Consider the following 17,094-nt stretch of genomic DNA (forward strand, 5'->3'; position numbering starts at 1 on the left):
CCGGCGAGCCGGGATACTAAGCGGTCGCTCAGGTCGGGTCAACGCGAGCGCAGCACGGCGGCTCCGGCAAGTGCCGTGACCGCCGGCGTCCGCAAGAGGGAGGGGTGGACCTGCCGACGGTCACGCGCGGGAGTCACTGCGCGCTGTAGCCACCGTCGACGACGAGCACCTGCCCCGTCATGAAGTCCGAGGCGGCCGAAGCCAGGAAGACCGCCGGGCCCGCGTACTCCTCCGGCTGGGACCAGCGACCCTGCGGCGTCGTCTTCCTGACATACGCCGCCAGCGCCTCGTTCCCCTTGAGATCACCCAGCATCGCCGTCTCGACGTACCCCGGTGCGATCGCGTTCACCTGGACGTTCTTGCGCGCCCATTCGAGGGCGACGGCCTTGGTGAGACCAACCAGGCCGTGCTTGGCGGCGATGTAGGCGCTGTTGTCGCGGATGCCGACGAGGCCGAGCACCGACGCGATGTTGATGACCTTGCCGCCACCGTCCTTGAGCAACGGGGACGCAGCCCGGATCATCACCCAGCAGGACTGCAGGTTCAGCTCCTGGACCCGCTGGAAAACCGCGAGGTCGGTGTCCTCGATCGACGAATCGTGGTCGTCCGCGGCGTTGTTGACGAGGATGTCGATGCCGCCGAGCCGTTCGGCGGCAACGGCGACCGCCGCCTCCACGGCATGCGGGGAACGAAGGTCGGTGGCATGGACGGCAAGGCTTCCGGGGGCGCCCTCGGCGAGCGCCGCCGTCTCCTTGAGACCATCCTCGGAGCGGGCCATGCCGATGACGTGCGCGCCCCGCTGCGCGAAGGCGATCGCGATCGCCCGGCCGATGCCGCGGCTGGCGCCGGTGACGACGGCGCGTCGCCCGGTGAGATCGAAGATGTCGACGGATCCGTCTGCAGAAGTCTTGGTCGAGTTCATGGCCGGAGCATGCAAGCAGGAAGCCGAGGCAGCCCAGGTGCGCGCCCATGACCTGCCCAGTTGGGTGATGCCGGTGCAGGGGCACTCAGCCGGCATCTCCCCCGGCCGGGCATCGTTTCCGGGTCCGTGACCGCGCGCGCACGCCGTGGACGGCAATGTCCTGGAAAAGAAGGGGCGGGCTGGTCGGGGTGATCGACCAGCCCGCCTCCCGGCGTGGAGCGCGGCCTCAGAGGCCCATGCCCTTGGCAATGATCATCTTCATCACCTCGGACGTGCCGCCGTAGATGCGGTTGACCCGGCTGTCGGCGTACAGGCGGGCGATCGGGTACTCGTTGATGTAGCCGTAGCCGCCGTGCAGTTGGAGGCAGCGGTCGATGACCCGGTCCGCCACCTCCGTGCAGAACAGCTTGACGCTCGCGGCCTCGGCCGGCGTCAGCTCACCCGCGTCCAGGGCCTCCAGCGCGCGGTCGGTGACGGCTTCGGCCGCGTCCACGTCGGCCTGGCAGGCCGCTAGTTCGAACCTGGTGTTCTGGAAGTGGGCCACCGGCTTTCCGAAGACGGTGCGCTGTGCGACGTACTCCTGCGCGAAACGCACTGCCGCGGCGGCCTGCGCATAGGCGCTGTGGGCGATGCCCCAGCGCTCGGACGACAGGTTCCTGCCGAGGTAGGAGAAGCCCTTGTTCTCTTCACCCAGAAGATCCTCGGCCGGTACCTTGACGTCGACGAACGCCAGCTCGGCGGTGTCGGAGGTCCTCAGACCGAGCTTGTCCAGCTTGCGGCCGATGGAGTAACCCTCGGACTTGGTGTCGACCGCGAACAGCGAGAGGCCGAAGCGGCGGTCGTCCTCGCGCGGCGGCGCCGTGCGGGCGCAGACGATGACGCGGTCGGCGTGGACGCCACCGGTGATGAAGGTCTTGGCGCCGTTGAGGACGTAGTGCGTGCTGTCCTCGGAGCGCTTGGCCGTGCTCTTCACGCCGGCGACGTCCGAGCCGGTTCCCGGCTCGGTCATGGCGAGCGCCCACATCTCCTCGCCGGTGACGAACTTCGGCAGGTACCGCTTCTTCTGCTCGTCCGTGGCCAGCATCGTGATGTACGGCAGCGAGAGCAGCACGTGCGCACCGGTGCAGCCGAACAGGACGCCCGCGCGGGCGGTCTCCTCGGTGAGCACGGCTTCAAACTTGTGCGTGTCCAGGCCCGCGCCGCCGAATTCCTCGGGCACGCTGATGCCGAAGATGCCCAGCTCACCCAGTTGGTGATAGAAGTCCCGGGGCACCTGGCCGGCCGCGTACCACGCGTCGTAGACGGGGAGCACCTCGGCCTCGATGAAGGAACGAAGGGTCTGGCGGAAGGACTCGTGGTCCTCGTCGAACACGGTGCGGTGCATGGGTCTTTCCTTCGACAGAGAGGTCGGGCGGCACGGCCGGCCGCCCTGCGTACGTCAGTTGCAACTCATCCCGCCGCGGTCCACCCCGAGCGCCCCCACTTCCAGCTCGGGCGGCCGTCGCGTGCCCCGCGCACGGAGGCAGCCAAGCGTCACTCCCCAGGCGCGCCGATCCTCGCCGCCCGATCCGCACCCGGTTGGGGGACTGGGCCGGTCATCCGCCCCGGGGGCCGCCGAGCGAGCGGCTGCCGCCCCGGCCGGGGCGGCAGCCAGTCCCCCAAGTGGGCGGTGTTCCCGGCCGAAGCGGTCGCGGCCGTCCCGCCCGCTGCTTACTTCAGGGGCTTCATTCGCCCTGCATGATCCACCGGACCTGGGCCTTCCGGAGGAGGGCGACACATCGGATCGCGTCCCGACCAAGGGAGACACCCATGAAGACCAGAGCCGCCGTCCTGACCGGCCTCAACCAGCCGTTCGAGATCCTCGAGCTCGACCTGGACGGGCCGCGTGAGGGTGAGGTCCTGATCCGCTTCGTCGCGGCCGGCCTGTGCCACTCCGATCTCCACCTGCCGAGCGGCGACCTCCCGTCCCGCCTGCCCATCGTCGCCGGTCATGAGGGAGCCGGAGTCATCGAGGAGGTCGGCCCCGGCGTCACCAAGGTCAAGCCCGGCGACCACGTCGTGTGCAGCTTCATCCCCAGCTGCGGGATCTGCCGCTACTGCTCCACGGGCCGGCAGAACCTGTGCGACCTCGGCGAGTTCCTGCTGGACGGCCAGATGCTCGACGGCACCTTCCGCTTCCACCACGAGGGCACGGACGTCGGCGGCATGTGCTCGCTCGGCACGTTCTCGCAGTACGCGACGGTGTCCCAGTACTCGGTGGTCAAGATCGACGAGTCGATCCCGCTGGAGAAGGCCGTCCTCGTCGGCTGCGGCGTCCCGTCCGGATGGGGTACCGCCGTCAACACCGGTAACGTGCGCGCCGGCGACACCACCGTCATTTTTGGCGCCGGTGGCCTCGGGATGAACACCGTGCAGGCCGCCGTGCACGCCGGCGCGAAGAACGTGGTGGTGGTCGACCCGCAGGAGTTCAAGCGCGAGACCGCCCTGAAGTTCGGCGCCACGCACGCCTTCGCCGACGCCGCGCCGGCGCTCGAAGCGATCGCCGAGATGACCCGGGGGCAGATGGCCGACCAAGCCCTGATCCTCGTCGGCACCGTCGACGAGACGGTGGTGCAGTCCGCCTTCTCGGCCATCGGCAAGGGCGGCGTCGTCGTCGTGACCGGTCTGGCGAACATGGAGCACCTCACAGTGCACGTCTCGGGCGCGGAACTGACACTGTGGGAGAAGACCATCAAGGGGTCGCTCTTCGGCAGCTCAAACCCTCAGTACGACATCGTCAAGCTGCTCGGCCTCTACCAGGCCGGCCGGCTCAGGCTCGACGAGCTCATCACCAGGCAGTACCGGCTCGAAGAGATCAACGAGGGGTACCAGGATCTGGTCGAGGGCAGGAACATCCGAGGCGTACTCATCCACGAACACTGAGGCGCTGCCTCTCACAGTCCGGCGCGGTGCGGCCACACACGGTCGCACCGCGCCGTTTCCTTCCCGCTCACAGCACCCAGAGGTGACCCCGCTCACACAAACAGGTACCGGTGCAGGTAGTTCCCCGGGTGCCCCCGGAGCGGTCGGCCAGCAGTCTCAGAGGCGCAAACGCATGTGAAACAGAGCCGCCCTCCAGGAGGAACGATGGGTGAAGTTCTCCCGCAGATCCGCCCACGGTGTGACGTCAGCGCTGTGCTTGTCGGACCCGCCTCCGAGGACCGATGTCGGCTGCAGCGGGTCCTTTGCGTGGACGAGAACGAGCTGGTGCAGGCCGGATTGCGCGCGATTCTGTCGGATGAGGCATGGGTGGCGTCGTGCCTGGTGGCGGCCTCGGCCGAGATGGCGTGGCATGTGGCCCAGCGGCATCATCCGCAACTGGTCCTCGTGAGTGCCTCGCTCGGTGGCAAGTCGGGGCTGGAGCTGTGCCGGACGTTCAAGGAGCACATGTCGCACGTCCGGGTTGTGCTGATGTCGGGCGAGGGGCGCCTGTCCGCATCCATGGCTCTCCAGCACGGAGCGGTTGCCTCCCTTTCGAAGCACATGCCGCGAGCGATCATCGCGGCCGCGCTGCGGCGCGTTGCCGAGGGGGCCCGGGTCTTCCCGATCGACGTGAAGCCGTCGGCTGTTCAGTTGTCCCCGCGCGAGCTGGACATCCTGCAGCACGTGGCCGCAGGGCTCAGCAATCCCGAGGTCGCGGCGTCGTTGAACCTCTCCCGGCACACCGTCAAGCAGCACACGAGCGCTGTCTACCGCAAGCTCGGAGTGCGCAACCGGGCCCAGGCGGCCAGCCGTGCCCAGGAACTCGGGCTCCTCGTCTGAGCCCGGCACCCATGCCGCGCCTGACTGCACGCCGGACAGCTTCGCGCCTGCCATGGGCACCGCGCACCCCGATATCTGGGGGGTGCAGTCGATCGGAGAAGTAGTGGTGGACGGAGGCAGCCGGGATGCCCGACCGCTCACCGATCGCCCTCAGGGTGGCGGACTCGTACCCCTGCTCGCCGAGCAGCGCCTCGGCGGTTTCGAGAATGAGCCGCCTGCGCTCCACCCCACGACGCTGTACCGCCGGGCGAATGGATACCTGAGCTTCGGAGGCCCACGTCTGACATGGTGCGGACCCAAGAGGCCCTGCCCACCCGGGGGAGGCAAGGCGTACCGATGCATCCGCCGCCCCGAACGTCGTCTGTACGGGAGCTGACGTCACACCCCGGCGAGCCGGGCGGTGCGACCTGAGCTGACGGAGTCCCGCCCTCGGACCTCCCCCGACTAGGGGGTCCTTGCGAGTACCGGCGGCCCGTGCCGCGCCGGGTCGCCCAAGGTGGACGCGCAGCGCTCAGCGATCGAGAAAGAAGGATGTCGTGAGTACCTACGCGGTTGTCGACCCCACCACCGGGGAGACCGTCAAGGAGTACGCCGCATTGTCGGACGACGAGCTGGCAGCGAAGCTCGACCGTGCCGGCGCGGCGTATCGCACGTGGGGCCGTACCTCGTCGGCTGCGGAGCGCGCGACGCTGTTGCGCAACGCCGCGGCGCTGTTCGTGGAGCGTCGAGAGGTGCTGGCGACCATCATCAGCCGCGAGATGGGCAAGCCGACCAACCAGGGTGTTCTGGAGGTCGACTTCGCAGCCGCCATCTTCGAGTACTACGCGGACCATGCCGAGGAGTTCCTGGCCGACGAGCCGGTCCCGCTGGCGTGGGGCGAGGGCACCGCGGTGATCCGGCGCCAGCCCCTCGGGATCCTGCTGGGCGTCATGCCGTGGAACTACCCCTATTACCAGGTCGCGCGTTTCGCCGCGCCCAACCTGATGGCCGGGAACACCATTCTGCTCAAGCACGCCTCCCAGTGCCCTGAGTCCGCGGCGGCCATCGAGCAACTGCTGCTGGACGCCGACTTCCCCACCGGCGCCTACGAGAACGTCTACGCCACCTATGCCCAGATCGACGCCGTCATCGCCGACCCCCGGGTCGCCGGTGTCTCGGTCACGGGGTCGGAAAAGGCCGGTGCGATGGTCGCGGCAACCGCCGGACGTCACCTCAAGAAGGCAGTCCTCGAGCTCGGCGGCTCGGACCCGTTCATCCTGCTGAGCACCGATGACCTCGACACGGCCGTGGAGGCCGCGCTGGGTGCCCGCTTCTACGACAACGCCGGTCAGGCGTGCAACGGCGCGAAGCGGTACATCGTCATCGAAGAGCTCTACGACGCCTTCCTGGAGAAGGTGGTCTCGACGCTGGCCGAGCTCAAGCCGGGCGCTCCGGCCGCCGAGAACACCGTGCTCGGACCGGTCTCCTCGGTCGGCGCCGCGGAGGGGCTCGAGAAGCTGCTGAACCGTGCGATCGAGGGCGGAGCCAGGGTCGCGCTGGGCGGCACGCGCGACGGGAGCTTCTTCGATCCGACCGTCCTGGTCGACATCGACCCCGGTAACCAGGCGGCCAAGGAGGAGTTCTTCGGGCCGTTCGCACACGTGTACCGCGTGAGTTCGGAGGAGGAGGCGATCGCGGTCGCGAACGACACGCCGTTCGGTCTCGGCTCGTACGTGTTCACCACCGACCCCGAGCAGGCGCAGCGCGTCGCCGACCGGATCGAGGCCGGCATGGTGTACGTCAACGTCGTCGGTGCCGAGGAGCCCGGCCTCCCGTTCGGTGGCGTCAAGCTGTCCGGCTTCGGTCGCGAGCTCGGTCGGTTCGGCGCCGAGGAGTTCGTCAACCGCAAGCTGATCCGGGTCGGCGCCTGACGATCCATCGACGCGTCAGAGTGGCGGGGGGGGGGCGGGGGGGCCCCCCCCCGGGGGGGGGCCGCCCCCCCCCCCCCCCCGGGGGGCGGCCCCCCCCCCCCCCCCCCCCCCCCCCCCCCCCCCCCCCGCCCGGGGGGGGGGGGGGGGCGGGGGGGGCCCCCCCCCCCCGGGGGGGGGGGGGGGCCCCGGCCCCCCCCGGGGCGGGGGGGGGGGGCCCCCCCCCCGGGGGGCCCCCCGCCACTGGTGTTCCTGCAGCAACGACCCCAGAGATGTCTGCCGGACGACTGCATCCGCGCCATCGCTCTCCACCGCAGCTGCGCATGTGCGGCGAACTGGCTGATGGCCACCCTTGCGCGACGACGCCCCATCTGATGGCTTCCTGTCTGCCTCCGGCACCGGGCGACGGGGCGCGGTGCCGGAGGCAGGCGACCGATCACGCGGCGCGGCGGCCCAGCTTCACCGGCAGCGCCTTGACCTGGTTGATGAAGAACGACTCGGCGTGCGGCGCCTCGCCGACGATCTCCATCTCCGGGTAGCGCTTCAGCGTCTCCTCGATCATCAGCCGCAGCTCGAGCCGGGCCAGCGCGTTGCCGAGGCAGAAGTGACGGCCACCGGCTCCGAATGCCTGGTGCTCCGGGTTGCGGGTCACGTCGAAGCGGTGCGGGTCGTCGTACTTGTCCTTGTCCCGGTTGGACGACGGGTACCACATGACGACCTTGTCGTTCTCCTTGATCAGCCGGCCGCCGATCTCGACGTCCCTGGTCGCCGTACGGCGCATCATCGAGAACGCCGGAAACATTCGCAAAGCCTCCTCGACCAAGCTCGGCACGAGCGACATGTCGTCGAGGACCAGCCGGCGCTGGTCGGGGTTTTCCATCAGCGCCTTCATCGCGCTCACGTACGTCGCCATCGTGCTGTCGTTGCCGGCACCGATCAGGAGCAGCGTGCCGTACATGATCTCCTCGGTCGAGAGCGTCTGCCCGTCGATCTCGGCGTGCACGAGGACGCTGATCAGGTCGTCGGTGGGGTTCGCACGGCGGGCGTCGATCATGTGGGTGACCTCCTGCATCAGGGTCGGCAGGAGCTCGTTGACGTAGGCGTCGATGCCGCCCGGGTTCAGGTCCGGGTCGTCACGGCCCATGTACCGCTTCATGTAGTCGGCCCACTTGACGTCCTCCTCCTCCGGGATACCGAGGAGGCGGTGGATGACCCGCGCGACGACGGGCTGGGAGACGGTGCTCACCAGGTCGCAGGTCTCCGCGGCGTCGAGGCAGTCGAGGACCGTGACGACGATCTGGCGGATCCAGTCCTCGTGCCGGCCGATCTGCTCGTTCGTGAAGCCCGCCAGGAAGAGCTGCTTGATCCGGTCGTGCTTCGGCGGGTCCATGCCGATGAACTCGGCACGCGCGAACTCGATCGGGATCTGGTGGTTGGTGATGTCGATGCCCATGCGCTCCGACGAGAAGGTTCGCCAGTCGCGGCTGACCCTGGCGATGTCGTCGGCCTTGGTCAGCGACCAGAAACCCTCCTCCTCGGGCAGGACGGGGATGCCGGGTGACCAGTGCACCGGGCACTTCGCACGCAGATCGCTGAAGATCCCGTGCGGCGGCCCGTCCTTCCACAGGTCGAAGTCCGCGAGGGTCAGGTCCTCCGGCAGTTCGTCCGCGGTCATCGGTCCTCCTTCGTCAGGGGCGGCCCGTTCGCCTGGGTCGCCCGACTGGGTCACTTGTCCCACTGGGCGAGGACGCTAGGACGCCAGGGACGGGCCACGCAGCGGCGTGAGGCGATCTGCGCCCGCCTGGGGGATGCGTCAGGGGCCGCCGTAGCGCGCCCGGAGATGTGCTGCGAGCATGACCGCGGCCTCCTCGGTGTTCCGGCGCGTCCGAGCGTCGTCCTGGTGCGAGAGCATCTGCAGGCCGAGCCCGTCCGCCAGCGCGATGACGAGGCGGACGGTCGCGTCGAGCTCCGCGGCCGTAAGCGCGGGGTCCGCCTGCCGCAGCGTCGCGGTCCACATGTCGATGAAGCTGGCGTACATCTGCACGCCGAGGCCGGTCTCCTGGCGGGCCGCCCACAGGGCGAGGTCGCACTCGGCACGGGCCTCGTCCAGGTTGCGAAGGCCCCACTCGAGGGTGCGGCTGAGCAGGTCCACCGCGACGTCGGCCACGCTCCGGCCGCGGCCGTCGATCGACGCGGTGTCCGCACGGTGCGACTCCAGAATCCGGTCGAACACGTCGAGGAGCAGACGCTCCTTGTTCCGGAAGCAGTAGTGGAGGGCGGCCAGTGGCGCCTTGGCCGCCTCGGCGATCCGCCGCGTGCTGGCGCCCTCGACGCCGACCTCGGCGATCACCGCGACCGCCGCGGAGATGAACTGCTCGCGCCGCTCATCGGCCGGAATGTGTGCCATCTGACTCCTGTTCATCGCTCGGCCGGCTGACAACCGGGGTGTCACTCGGACCGACACGATCACCATGACCGAAAAGCCCGCTCCGTTCGGCACTGGTGAGCGGGCGAGCACGCCGGCGCTCGCGGTCCCACGCGGCGTAGCCGGTCTCTGCGGTGCTGCACACCCGTCCGGTGGCCGAGCGCACAAGACCACAATGGCCGCGAAGCTCGCGCGCCAGCACGGCGTACGGCGACGTACACCCACATGGGCCAGTCCTGACGCCGGACCGTGGGCTTGCCGAGGTGCGCCGACTGGTTGGAGCGCGCTACGGCCGAAGGTCGCGCACGCGTGGCCGACCGTCGCCGCGCTCCACCGGTTGGGGGTCCCCACACCGAGGGCCAGAAAGCCCGTCGTCCCCGGCCGTCCGCCCCGTGCCGGCATCATCTTCCTCGCGTCCGCCTCGGGCTGCATGACCGGTTTCGGTGCTCATCGTCGACGGTGGCTACTCCACCCAGTGACACATCGGTCCGACCGCTCCCGACGAATCGGCCGGTGTGAGCTCGTTGCTCACACCGGCCGATTCGTTTATGCGTCCGTGTCAGGTACCGGCCGTGGCGTCGGCCCAGGACACGCCGTTGAGGATGTCCCGCTTGCTCAACGCCAGCTGACGCGGCGCGTTGATGCACAGCGCGCCTCGGAGCCGGTCCGCGCGGCCGAACAGGGCGACCAGCGACTTGTCGTCCGCCTGGGTGATCTTCACCTGGTCCCGGCCGTCCACGTGACCGACGAACTTGACCTTGGCCTCGAACTGGTCCGACCAGAAGTACGGGACGGGCGCGAACGGCTCGTTCTCCCCGAGCAGCGTGCGCGCCGCGTGGGTGCCCTGCTCAACGGCGTTGAGCCACTGCTCGACCCGCATCATCTCCCCGAACAGCCGGTTCGGCCAGCGCACGAGGTCGCCTGCCGCGACCACGTCTGGGGCCGTCGTTCTGAGAGCCTCGTCGCACACCACGCCGTTCGCGAGCTCGATGCCGCTGCCCTCGAGCCAGCCGGTCTCCGGCTGGACCCCGACGCCGGCGACGATGAGATCGGCGGCCAGGACCGTGCCGTCGGCCAGGTGGACCCTGTTCCCACCGGGGGTGACCTCGACGCGGTCAATGCCGGTGCCGCAGTGGAGGTTCACGCCGTGACCGACGTGATGGTCCTGGAACCAGTGGCCGAGCTCCGAGCCGAGGACCCGGGTCAGCGGGACGGGAGCGATCTCCACGACCGAGACGTCCAGGCCCATCTGCCGGGCAGTCGCGGCGACCTCCAGCCCGATGAAGCCGGCCCCGATGACCACCAGGTGGCGGCCGGGCCGCAGCTGCTCATGGAGGGTCAGTGAGTCGGCGAGTGACCTCACTTCATGGACGTCCGGCACGCCGTCGAGCAGCTCCAACGGACGGGTCCGGCATCCGGTGGCGACGACGAGGCCGTCGTACGGCACTTCCCGGCCACCTTCGAGGAACAGCATCTTGTCGGCGGCGTCGAGCCCGACCGCTGCCGCACCGAGGCAGACCTCGACGGCGTTGTCGTCGTACCAGCCGGCCTCCTTGATCAGCAGGCTGTGGTGCTCGTAGCCCTCGCGAAGTGCCTCCTTGGACAGCGGAGGCCGGTCGTACGGCAGCAAGTCTTCCGCGCTGACCAGCATGATGTTGCCCTCATGACCCGCGTGCCGGAGCCCGTCGACGGCGTTCACCGCCGCCACCGAGCCGCCGACCACAACAATGCGGTCCACGGCGTCAGTCCTGCTCGAGCGTGATGACGCCCTCGGGGCACGAACGTACGGCGCGCTCCGCCTCCTCGAGACGGTCGTCCGAGGGGTGCGGCTCGAGGAGAATGGCCTGGCCGGACTCGTCATCGATGTCGAAGAGGTCCGGGCACTCCATCATGCAGCAGGCACAGCCCGTGCATCCGTCGAGGTCGATCCTGAGCGTCAGCGCCATGGTGGCTCTCCTTGCGTTCTGGCCCGTGCGTTCTGCGGGTCTGCCGACAAGGCTGGAGCCGTTCGTCGTCGGCCGCCGGGCCGAGCCCCCGAAGAGTGCCCAACCGGGGGGTCTCGCAGCACGAGCCGCCGACTGGGCGGTCGTCGGCGTGCGAACTGACGGTCCGTTTCGGAACGGACATGATCCGCACGGCGCTCGGCAACGGGCCGACCAGACCCGGCGTGGTGGTCCTCGGCCCGCCCATCGCCACCCGGCAGCTCACGGTCGACACGTTCGTCCTCGGCGCGAGCCTCACCTGATCACCGGCGGCCGCGACCGGCTGGCCCCGGGACAACGACCCCGCGGCCGACCTCACGCCAGGCTCTGCAGCACCTTCCGGGCAGCTCGTCGGCCCGACGCCGCGGCCACGGCCAATGAGGGATCGCCCAGGTAGTCGCCCGCGAACCAGATCGGACCGAGCGGAGCGCGCAGGGTCTGCTGCGACGCGTCGCGCTTGCCCGGCTCCCAGTAGGACACCACGCGCGGCTGCCGCTTCACGACCACGCGGTCGATCTGGCCGTCGAGCTCCGGGAACATCCCGATCAGGTCGCGGAGGAACGCGGCCTCGATCTCCTCGTCGGAGAGTTTGCCCAGCTGGTCGGCGCAGGACCCGCCGGACAGCAGCACCAGGGCGCCGCCCGGCTTCCGTGGGCCCTGGGCTCTCAGCGGTGCCGCGTGGTTGAACACCATCTGGAACGACAGCTCCGGCGTCGAGATGCCGTAGTAGTCGTCCCACCGCTGCGAGCCCTGCTCCTTGGTGAAGATCCCGGCCAGGATGTAGCGGCCGTACTTGATGTCGGTCAGCGCCGAATACTGGGCGTCCGGCAGGTCGGGCATGATCGCGAGGGCCCGGTCCGCGGGAGTGGCGACGACGGCACGGTTCGCCGTCAGCCGTGCCGGACCGGCCGCGTCGACGTACTCGACGGTCACGCTGTCGTCGGTCCAGGTGATCCGCTGCACCTCGGTGCCGAGCCGCAGCCGGTCGCCGAGGTCCTCTGCGAGCGCGTCGGTGACGGCCTGGTTGCCTCCGACCGGAAGGGCGAAGTTCGGCACCTTCGCCGCCTTTTCGAGGGCAGTGCCAATGGAGATGGCGAGCTGCCGCGCCGCGGTCTCCGCGGGGTCGCAGCCGATCCACTGGCCGGACCAGGCGTGGAACAGGGCGATCATCTCCGGGGACCGGACCCCCGCCATCAGCGCCTCGACGCCCGACCGGGAGTCCAAGCGAGCCCGGACCGCACGCGCGACCTCGGCATTGTTCCCTGAGAGGCGGGCGCATGCGTACTTGATGCGCAGCCCGACCCGCGCCAACTCCAGTTTGGCCGCGAGTGGCATGCGGGAGCGCAGCAGGAGCAGGGGCGCGCTGTCGGTGGTCACCATCCGGCCCTTGAGGTACAGCGCCGCCTTCCGGCCGGCGAGCGAACCGCGCTCGATCCGGTAGCGGTCCATGACGTCGAAGAGCGGACCCCCACCCTCGGTGAACTGGGTGCCGATGTTGAGCCAGTAGTCCCCGTGGCGGACCGACTCGACGCGGCCACCGGCTCTCGTCGCGGCTTCCAGGACCACGACGTCAGTCGACTCGGCTGCCAGTGTCGAACTTGCCATGAGGCCGGCGGCACCGGCACCGACGACGACGACCTCGCACTGTTGTTCGCGGATGTTCCCGTTGCTCTGCATGGGGCGATCGTGCGCGCCGGTCGGCGTCGACGGCTCGTGCACCGCGGCAAGGCGCCCGGTCGGGGGATCCCGCCGCCCCCTCCCTCTCTCCCCCAGCCGGGTGCCGCTCGGCAGGCAGCCCGGCCGCCCGGGGGCGTGGGGCGGTTTGCTGCCCTCCGGCCATCGCGCCGCCTGCTGGTACGGGCCCGTCGCGCTCCGGCCGCCGCACTGCCGATCGAGACCGGGCCACCGGCCCACTGAGGAGGAGCTCTCCGCCATGGGTGACGCCACCGTTTTCGCCGTGCTGAAGGAGCAGGCCGAGCAAGCACCGGACGCCCCCGTCCTCCTGATCGACGGCAAGGAGTGCTCGCGGGCCGAGCTGTTCGAGTCGGTCCGTGCCCTCGCGGCCGGCCTGCGGGCGCTCGGTCTCGACCGCGGTGACCGGGGCCTGATCGTCTCGGACAACAGGCTGGAGACCGTGGTCGCATGGCTGGGAGTCGACTCGGCCCGGATGATCGACGTCCCGATCAACCCGGAGGCCCGCGGCGCGTTCCTCGAGTACCTCGTCAGCGACTGCGGCCCGCGGGTGATGATCGGGCTCCCGGAGTACCTGCGTGCGGTGGCCGAGGTCGTTCCCGAGCATCCCGAGTTCGCCGTACTGATCGACCCCGACGGCGGCGACCTGCCGTTCGGGGCGAGCACCCGGCACCTCACCTTCGACGAGGTCATCGAGTTGGGCCGCGACGGCACGGTGGAGCCGCCGCTCGAGAGCGACGTCGCAACGATGATCTACACCTCCGGCACAACCGGACCTTCCAAGGGAGTGCTGCTGCCTCATGCTTACCAGGTCACCTGGGCCCGCCGCGGCTCGTCCGCCCTCGGCATGAAGCCGGGGCAGACCGTGTACACGCCCGAGCCGCTGTTCCACTCAGACGCCCGGTCGTACGTTCTCGGCGCCCTCCTCACCGGCGGCCGGGTGGCCCTCGGCAAACGATTCAGCGTGAGCCGGTTCTGGGACGAGGTGCGCGCCGCCGACGCATCGTGCTTCGGTTACCTCGGCACCATGCTGTCGATGCTGTACGCCGCCAGGCCCAGCGATGCCGATCGTGACCACCCGGCGGTGATCGGCTCCGGCGGCGGTGTGCCCGCAGCGCTCCAGAGGGACTTCGAGGAGCGCTACGGCGTCAAGCTCATCGAGATGTACGGCATGACCGAGGCGCTCTGCATCACGATGAACACGCCGGAGCGAACCCGGCCCGGCTCGGTGGGCGTGCCCACACCGGAGCTCGAGGTGCAGCTGGTCGACGCGGAGGACAAGCCGGTACCGGTCGGGGAGATCGGTGAGCTCATCGTGCGACCCCGGTCGCCGCACATCATGATGGCCGGCTACTGGAACAAGCCGGAGGCGACCGTCGCAGCCTGGCGCAACCTGTGGTTCCACACCGGCGACCGGATGCGGGCTGACGAGGACGGCTTCCTCTACTACGTCGGACGGCTCAAGGACTCGATCCGCCGGAGGGGCGAGAACGTGTCGGCGTGGGAGGTCGAGGGCGCGGCCAACAAGCACGACGACGTGCTTGTCGCTGCCGCCATCGGCGTGCCGTCGGAGCTCGGCGAGGAGGACGTCGCGATCCTCGTCGTCCCCCGGGAGGGGCGCACGATCGATCCGCCCGCGCTGCGCGACTTCCTGGCCGCCGACCTCCCCAAGCACGCCGTTCCCCGCTTCATCGAGGTGGTCGACGACCTCCCGCGGACACCCACCGAGCGGGTCAACAAGGACAAGGTGCGCTCGCGCGGCATCACCGAAGCGGCGTGGGACGGCGAGGTTCCCCGGGTGTAGACGCCGGAGCCGGACACCCCCACGCGAGCCGTACTCCCCCAACTGGGCCGATCCCGACACCGACCGCGAGGGGGCCGCGTCGCACGACCTACGTTTCGCCGCACCAGCTTTTCGCCAAGTCACACAGGAGGAGCGATGAGTTCGATCAACAACCCCGGTTTCACGGTCGCGGACATGGCGTTGTGGGTCGACGGCCCGCCGCACGAGGTCTTCGCCGAGATGCGTGGCAAGTGCCCGGTGCACCACTCGGCCGGCATCGTCGGCATGCCCGAGGCGCCCGGGTTCTGGTCGATCACGAAGGCCGACGACATCGCGAAGATCAGCCGCGACTGGAAGACGTTCTCCTCCCACCGTGAGGGGGCCGTCGACCTGACCTGGGAGGGCATGCCCGAGGACCTCAAGGAACTGTCCAAGATGGACATGATCAACCTGGACCCGCCGCGGCACGACCGGCTCAAGCAGCTCTTCCTCGCCGGCTTCACCCAGGAGCGCATCGCGGCCGAGGAGGCCAAGGTCCGTGAGGCCGTCACGAACGTGCTCGACCGCCTCGACGACCAGGAGACCTGCGACCTCGTCAATGACGTCGCCAAGCCCATCGTCGCCCGCGTCATCCACGGATTCATGGGCATCCCTGCGGAGGACGATGCCCGTTGGATCCACAACATCAGCCGCTACATCGCCCTCGACGACCCGTACTTCAACCCCGGCGGCCTCGAGGAGTGGCTCACGGTCTTCATCCCCGACCTGATCGAGCAGTGCGTGGCGCTGATCGAGGACCGCAAGGCCAATCCCGGCGACGACCTCATCAGCATCCTCGTCAACGCGGAGGTCGAGGGTGACCGGCTCACCGACGACGAGATCGTCGCGGGCATGCTGCTGCTCTTCGCCGCCGGCAACGACAGCACCATGGCGACGTACACGAGCGCCATGATCGCGCTGATGCAGAATCCCGACGAGCGTCAGAAGGTCCTCGACGACCCGTCGCTGGTGCCCAGCGCCGTCGAGGAGGCGCTCCGGATGTTCCCCGCGTTCACGTTGATGCGGCGCACGGCGACGAAGGACACCGAGGTCGGGGGGCAGACGATCAAGGAGGGCGACCAGGTCGTCCTGTTCTACCCGTCGGCGAACCGCGACGAGGACAAGTACGAGGACCCGGACCGCTTCGACGTCACCCGCAACCCCGAGCACCAGGCGTTCGGAGCCGGCGGCCGCCACTTCTGCCTCGGCAACGCGCTGGCCCGCCTCGAGCTGCGGCTGATGGTCGGGGAAACGCTCAAACGCTACCCGCAGATGGAGATCGCCGGCGACGCGCCGTTCACCGCGTCGTTCTTCGTCAACCAGCGCCAGACGCTTCCGGTCCGACTGGGCCCCCGCGCGAACTGACCTGACCCACCACCGCACAGGAAGTGGAGAACCCGTGTCAGACACCACCGTAGGAACCAAGACGTACGACGTGGCCGTGGTCGGCTGCGGACTGCTGGGCTCGGCCCTCGCCCGCAACTTCGCGGCCCAGGGCCTGAAGACCGCCGCCTGGAACCGCACACCGGCCAAGGCCAAGGCGCTCGCGGGAGACGGCGTGAGCGCACTCCACGACATCGACGAGGTCGTGCGCTCGTCGAGGCTAGTCGTGGCCGTCACGTCGACGTACGCGACCACCCGCGAGGCCATCGCGGGTGCCGCCGACTGGACCGGCACCGCCCTGGTCAACGTCGGCACCGGCACGCCCATCGAGGCGGAGGAGATGAAGGCGTGGGCCGAGGAACGCGGTGTTCCCTACCTCGACGGCGCGGTGCTCTGCTACCCACAGCAGATCGGCACCGAGGGGGGCATGGTCCTCTACTCGGGCTCCCCTGAGATCTGGGCGGAGCACGAGCGCACTCTGATGGCCCCGGGCCCCTACTCCACGCGCGTCTCCGACGACGTGAAGGCGGCGAGCGTCCTCGACGCCGCGATCATCGCCGGGTTCTACTCCGCCGCACTGAGCGCTTACGTCGAAGCCTCGACCTACGCGCTCGACCAGGGTGTCGACCCGGAGACCCTGAATGCCATCAGCGAGCTGGCGTTCCAGACCCTGGCCGCCACCACGAAGGAGGCCGTGGGCGCCATCGCGAGCGACCAGCACACGACCGACGTGGCCACGCTCGGTGTCTACGCCGCGGGGTGTCGCGCCGCCCTCGGCACCATGCAGTCGGCCGGTCACAAGGCCCGGCTGCTCACGGCCGCCGTGCAGAACCTCGCCGAGGCCGAGAAGGCCGGCCTCGGCGAACTCGGGTTCTTCGCCTCCACGAAGGTCGCCCGCGCCGACGCCTGACCCTGCGCGCCGTCGAAGCGCCGGACCCCGGATCGCGGACCCGCCCGACTGGGCGGGTCCGCGCGCAGCCCTCCGCTGCGCGCGCGGTCCGGGGTTCTGTCTTCGGCGCATGGGCAAGACACCGATCCTCGGTGCCGGGGCGACCTGAGCGGGCTGACCGCCGGCCACCGCCACCGGTCGGCACCGGACACCGAGCGGGTGGCCATCAGCCGCGAGAGCGGACTGCCCGTCCGGCTGCGCGCTTCCCGCC

At 69.8% G+C, this 17,094-nt stretch carries 14 protein-coding genes; 6 read left to right on the forward strand and 8 right to left on the reverse strand.

Annotation, left to right across the window (positions count from 1 at the left end; all coding sequences use genetic code 11):
* Positions 1-133 precede the first annotated feature (133 nt).
* Together ACFYZB_RS41250 and ACFYZB_RS41255 are read right to left on the reverse strand one after the other, a co-directional pair.
* Positions 134-922: an SDR family NAD(P)-dependent oxidoreductase gene (locus tag ACFYZB_RS41250; RefSeq protein WP_388767050.1), complete on the reverse strand. Its 789-nt coding sequence runs from the start codon at positions 920-922 to the stop codon at positions 134-136.
* 226 nt (positions 923-1,148) lie between these two features.
* Positions 1,149-2,306 (reverse strand): acyl-CoA dehydrogenase family protein, encoded by a 1,158-nt coding sequence (locus ACFYZB_RS41255; protein ID WP_388767051.1) that lies wholly within the window; start codon positions 2,304-2,306, stop codon positions 1,149-1,151.
* 425 nt (positions 2,307-2,731) lie between these two features.
* Between ACFYZB_RS41255 and ACFYZB_RS41260 the strand changes: the two genes are divergently transcribed.
* Both ACFYZB_RS41260 and ACFYZB_RS41265 read left to right on the forward strand, forming a co-directional pair.
* Positions 2,732-3,844 (forward strand): NDMA-dependent alcohol dehydrogenase, encoded by a 1,113-nt coding sequence (locus ACFYZB_RS41260; protein WP_362615621.1) that lies wholly within the window; start codon positions 2,732-2,734, stop codon positions 3,842-3,844.
* A gap of 306 nt (positions 3,845-4,150) precedes the next feature.
* The gene (locus ACFYZB_RS41265; protein ID WP_388767052.1) at positions 4,151-4,723 is read left to right on the forward strand and encodes a LuxR C-terminal-related transcriptional regulator; all 573 of its coding nucleotides are present in this window, start codon (positions 4,151-4,153) and stop codon (positions 4,721-4,723) included.
* On the opposite strand, the gene ACFYZB_RS41270 is transcribed toward ACFYZB_RS41265, so the two are convergent.
* Entirely contained in the window at positions 4,629-5,105 is a 477-nt protein-coding gene (locus ACFYZB_RS41270; RefSeq protein WP_388767053.1) for a TetR/AcrR family transcriptional regulator, read from the reverse strand. The two genes, ACFYZB_RS41265 and ACFYZB_RS41270, sit on opposite strands and share 95 nt — an antisense overlap.
* Before the next feature lie 154 nt (positions 5,106-5,259).
* On the opposite strand from ACFYZB_RS41270, the gene ACFYZB_RS41275 reads away from it, so the two are divergent.
* Complete coding sequence (locus tag ACFYZB_RS41275; protein WP_388767054.1) at positions 5,260-6,633, forward strand: NAD-dependent succinate-semialdehyde dehydrogenase; 1,374 nt, start codon at positions 5,260-5,262, stop codon at positions 6,631-6,633.
* 433 nt (positions 6,634-7,066) lie between these two features.
* Here ACFYZB_RS41275 and ACFYZB_RS41280 read toward each other — a convergent pair whose 3' ends face one another.
* The 5 genes from ACFYZB_RS41280 to ACFYZB_RS41300 all read right to left on the reverse strand — a co-directional run bounded on the left by ACFYZB_RS41280 (position 7,067) and on the right by ACFYZB_RS41300 (position 12,714).
* The gene (locus ACFYZB_RS41280) at positions 7,067-8,305 is read right to left on the reverse strand and encodes a cytochrome P450 (protein WP_388767055.1); all 1,239 of its coding nucleotides are present in this window, start codon (positions 8,303-8,305) and stop codon (positions 7,067-7,069) included.
* A 138-nt stretch (positions 8,306-8,443) separates the two neighbouring features.
* Complete coding sequence (locus ACFYZB_RS41285; protein WP_388767056.1) at positions 8,444-9,037, reverse strand: TetR/AcrR family transcriptional regulator; 594 nt, start codon at positions 9,035-9,037, stop codon at positions 8,444-8,446.
* 577 nt (positions 9,038-9,614) lie between these two features.
* Complete coding sequence (locus ACFYZB_RS41290; RefSeq protein ID WP_388767057.1) at positions 9,615-10,793, reverse strand: NAD(P)/FAD-dependent oxidoreductase; 1,179 nt, start codon at positions 10,791-10,793, stop codon at positions 9,615-9,617.
* Between the two features lie 4 nt (positions 10,794-10,797).
* Positions 10,798-11,001 carry a ferredoxin gene (locus tag ACFYZB_RS41295; RefSeq protein WP_351214502.1) on the reverse strand — a complete coding sequence of 68 codons (204 nt, stop codon included), beginning with the start codon at positions 10,999-11,001 and terminating at the stop codon, positions 10,798-10,800.
* 351 nt (positions 11,002-11,352) lie between these two features.
* A complete protein-coding gene (locus ACFYZB_RS41300) occupies positions 11,353-12,714 on the reverse strand; it encodes an NAD(P)/FAD-dependent oxidoreductase (RefSeq protein ID WP_158918969.1) in 1,362 nt (453 codons plus the stop codon).
* Positions 12,715-12,970: 256 nt separating this feature from the next.
* On the opposite strand from ACFYZB_RS41300, the gene ACFYZB_RS41305 reads away from it, so the two are divergent.
* The 3 genes from ACFYZB_RS41305 (at position 12,971) to ACFYZB_RS41315 (ending at position 16,844) form a co-directional block, all read left to right on the forward strand.
* Positions 12,971-14,533 carry an AMP-binding protein gene (locus tag ACFYZB_RS41305; protein ID WP_158918970.1) on the forward strand — a complete coding sequence of 521 codons (1,563 nt, stop codon included), beginning with the start codon at positions 12,971-12,973 and terminating at the stop codon, positions 14,531-14,533.
* A 135-nt stretch (positions 14,534-14,668) separates the two neighbouring features.
* Positions 14,669-15,916 (forward strand): cytochrome P450, encoded by a 1,248-nt coding sequence (locus tag ACFYZB_RS41310; RefSeq protein WP_158918971.1) that lies wholly within the window; start codon positions 14,669-14,671, stop codon positions 15,914-15,916.
* A 34-nt stretch (positions 15,917-15,950) separates the two neighbouring features.
* The gene (locus tag ACFYZB_RS41315) at positions 15,951-16,844 is read left to right on the forward strand and encodes an NAD(P)-binding domain-containing protein (RefSeq protein WP_388767058.1); all 894 of its coding nucleotides are present in this window, start codon (positions 15,951-15,953) and stop codon (positions 16,842-16,844) included.
* The last annotated feature ends 250 nt before the right edge of the window (positions 16,845-17,094 follow it).

It is taken from the genome of Streptomyces sp. NPDC001852, assembly GCF_042891825.1.
Classification (GTDB): Bacteria; Actinomycetota; Actinomycetes; order Streptomycetales; family Streptomycetaceae; genus Streptomyces.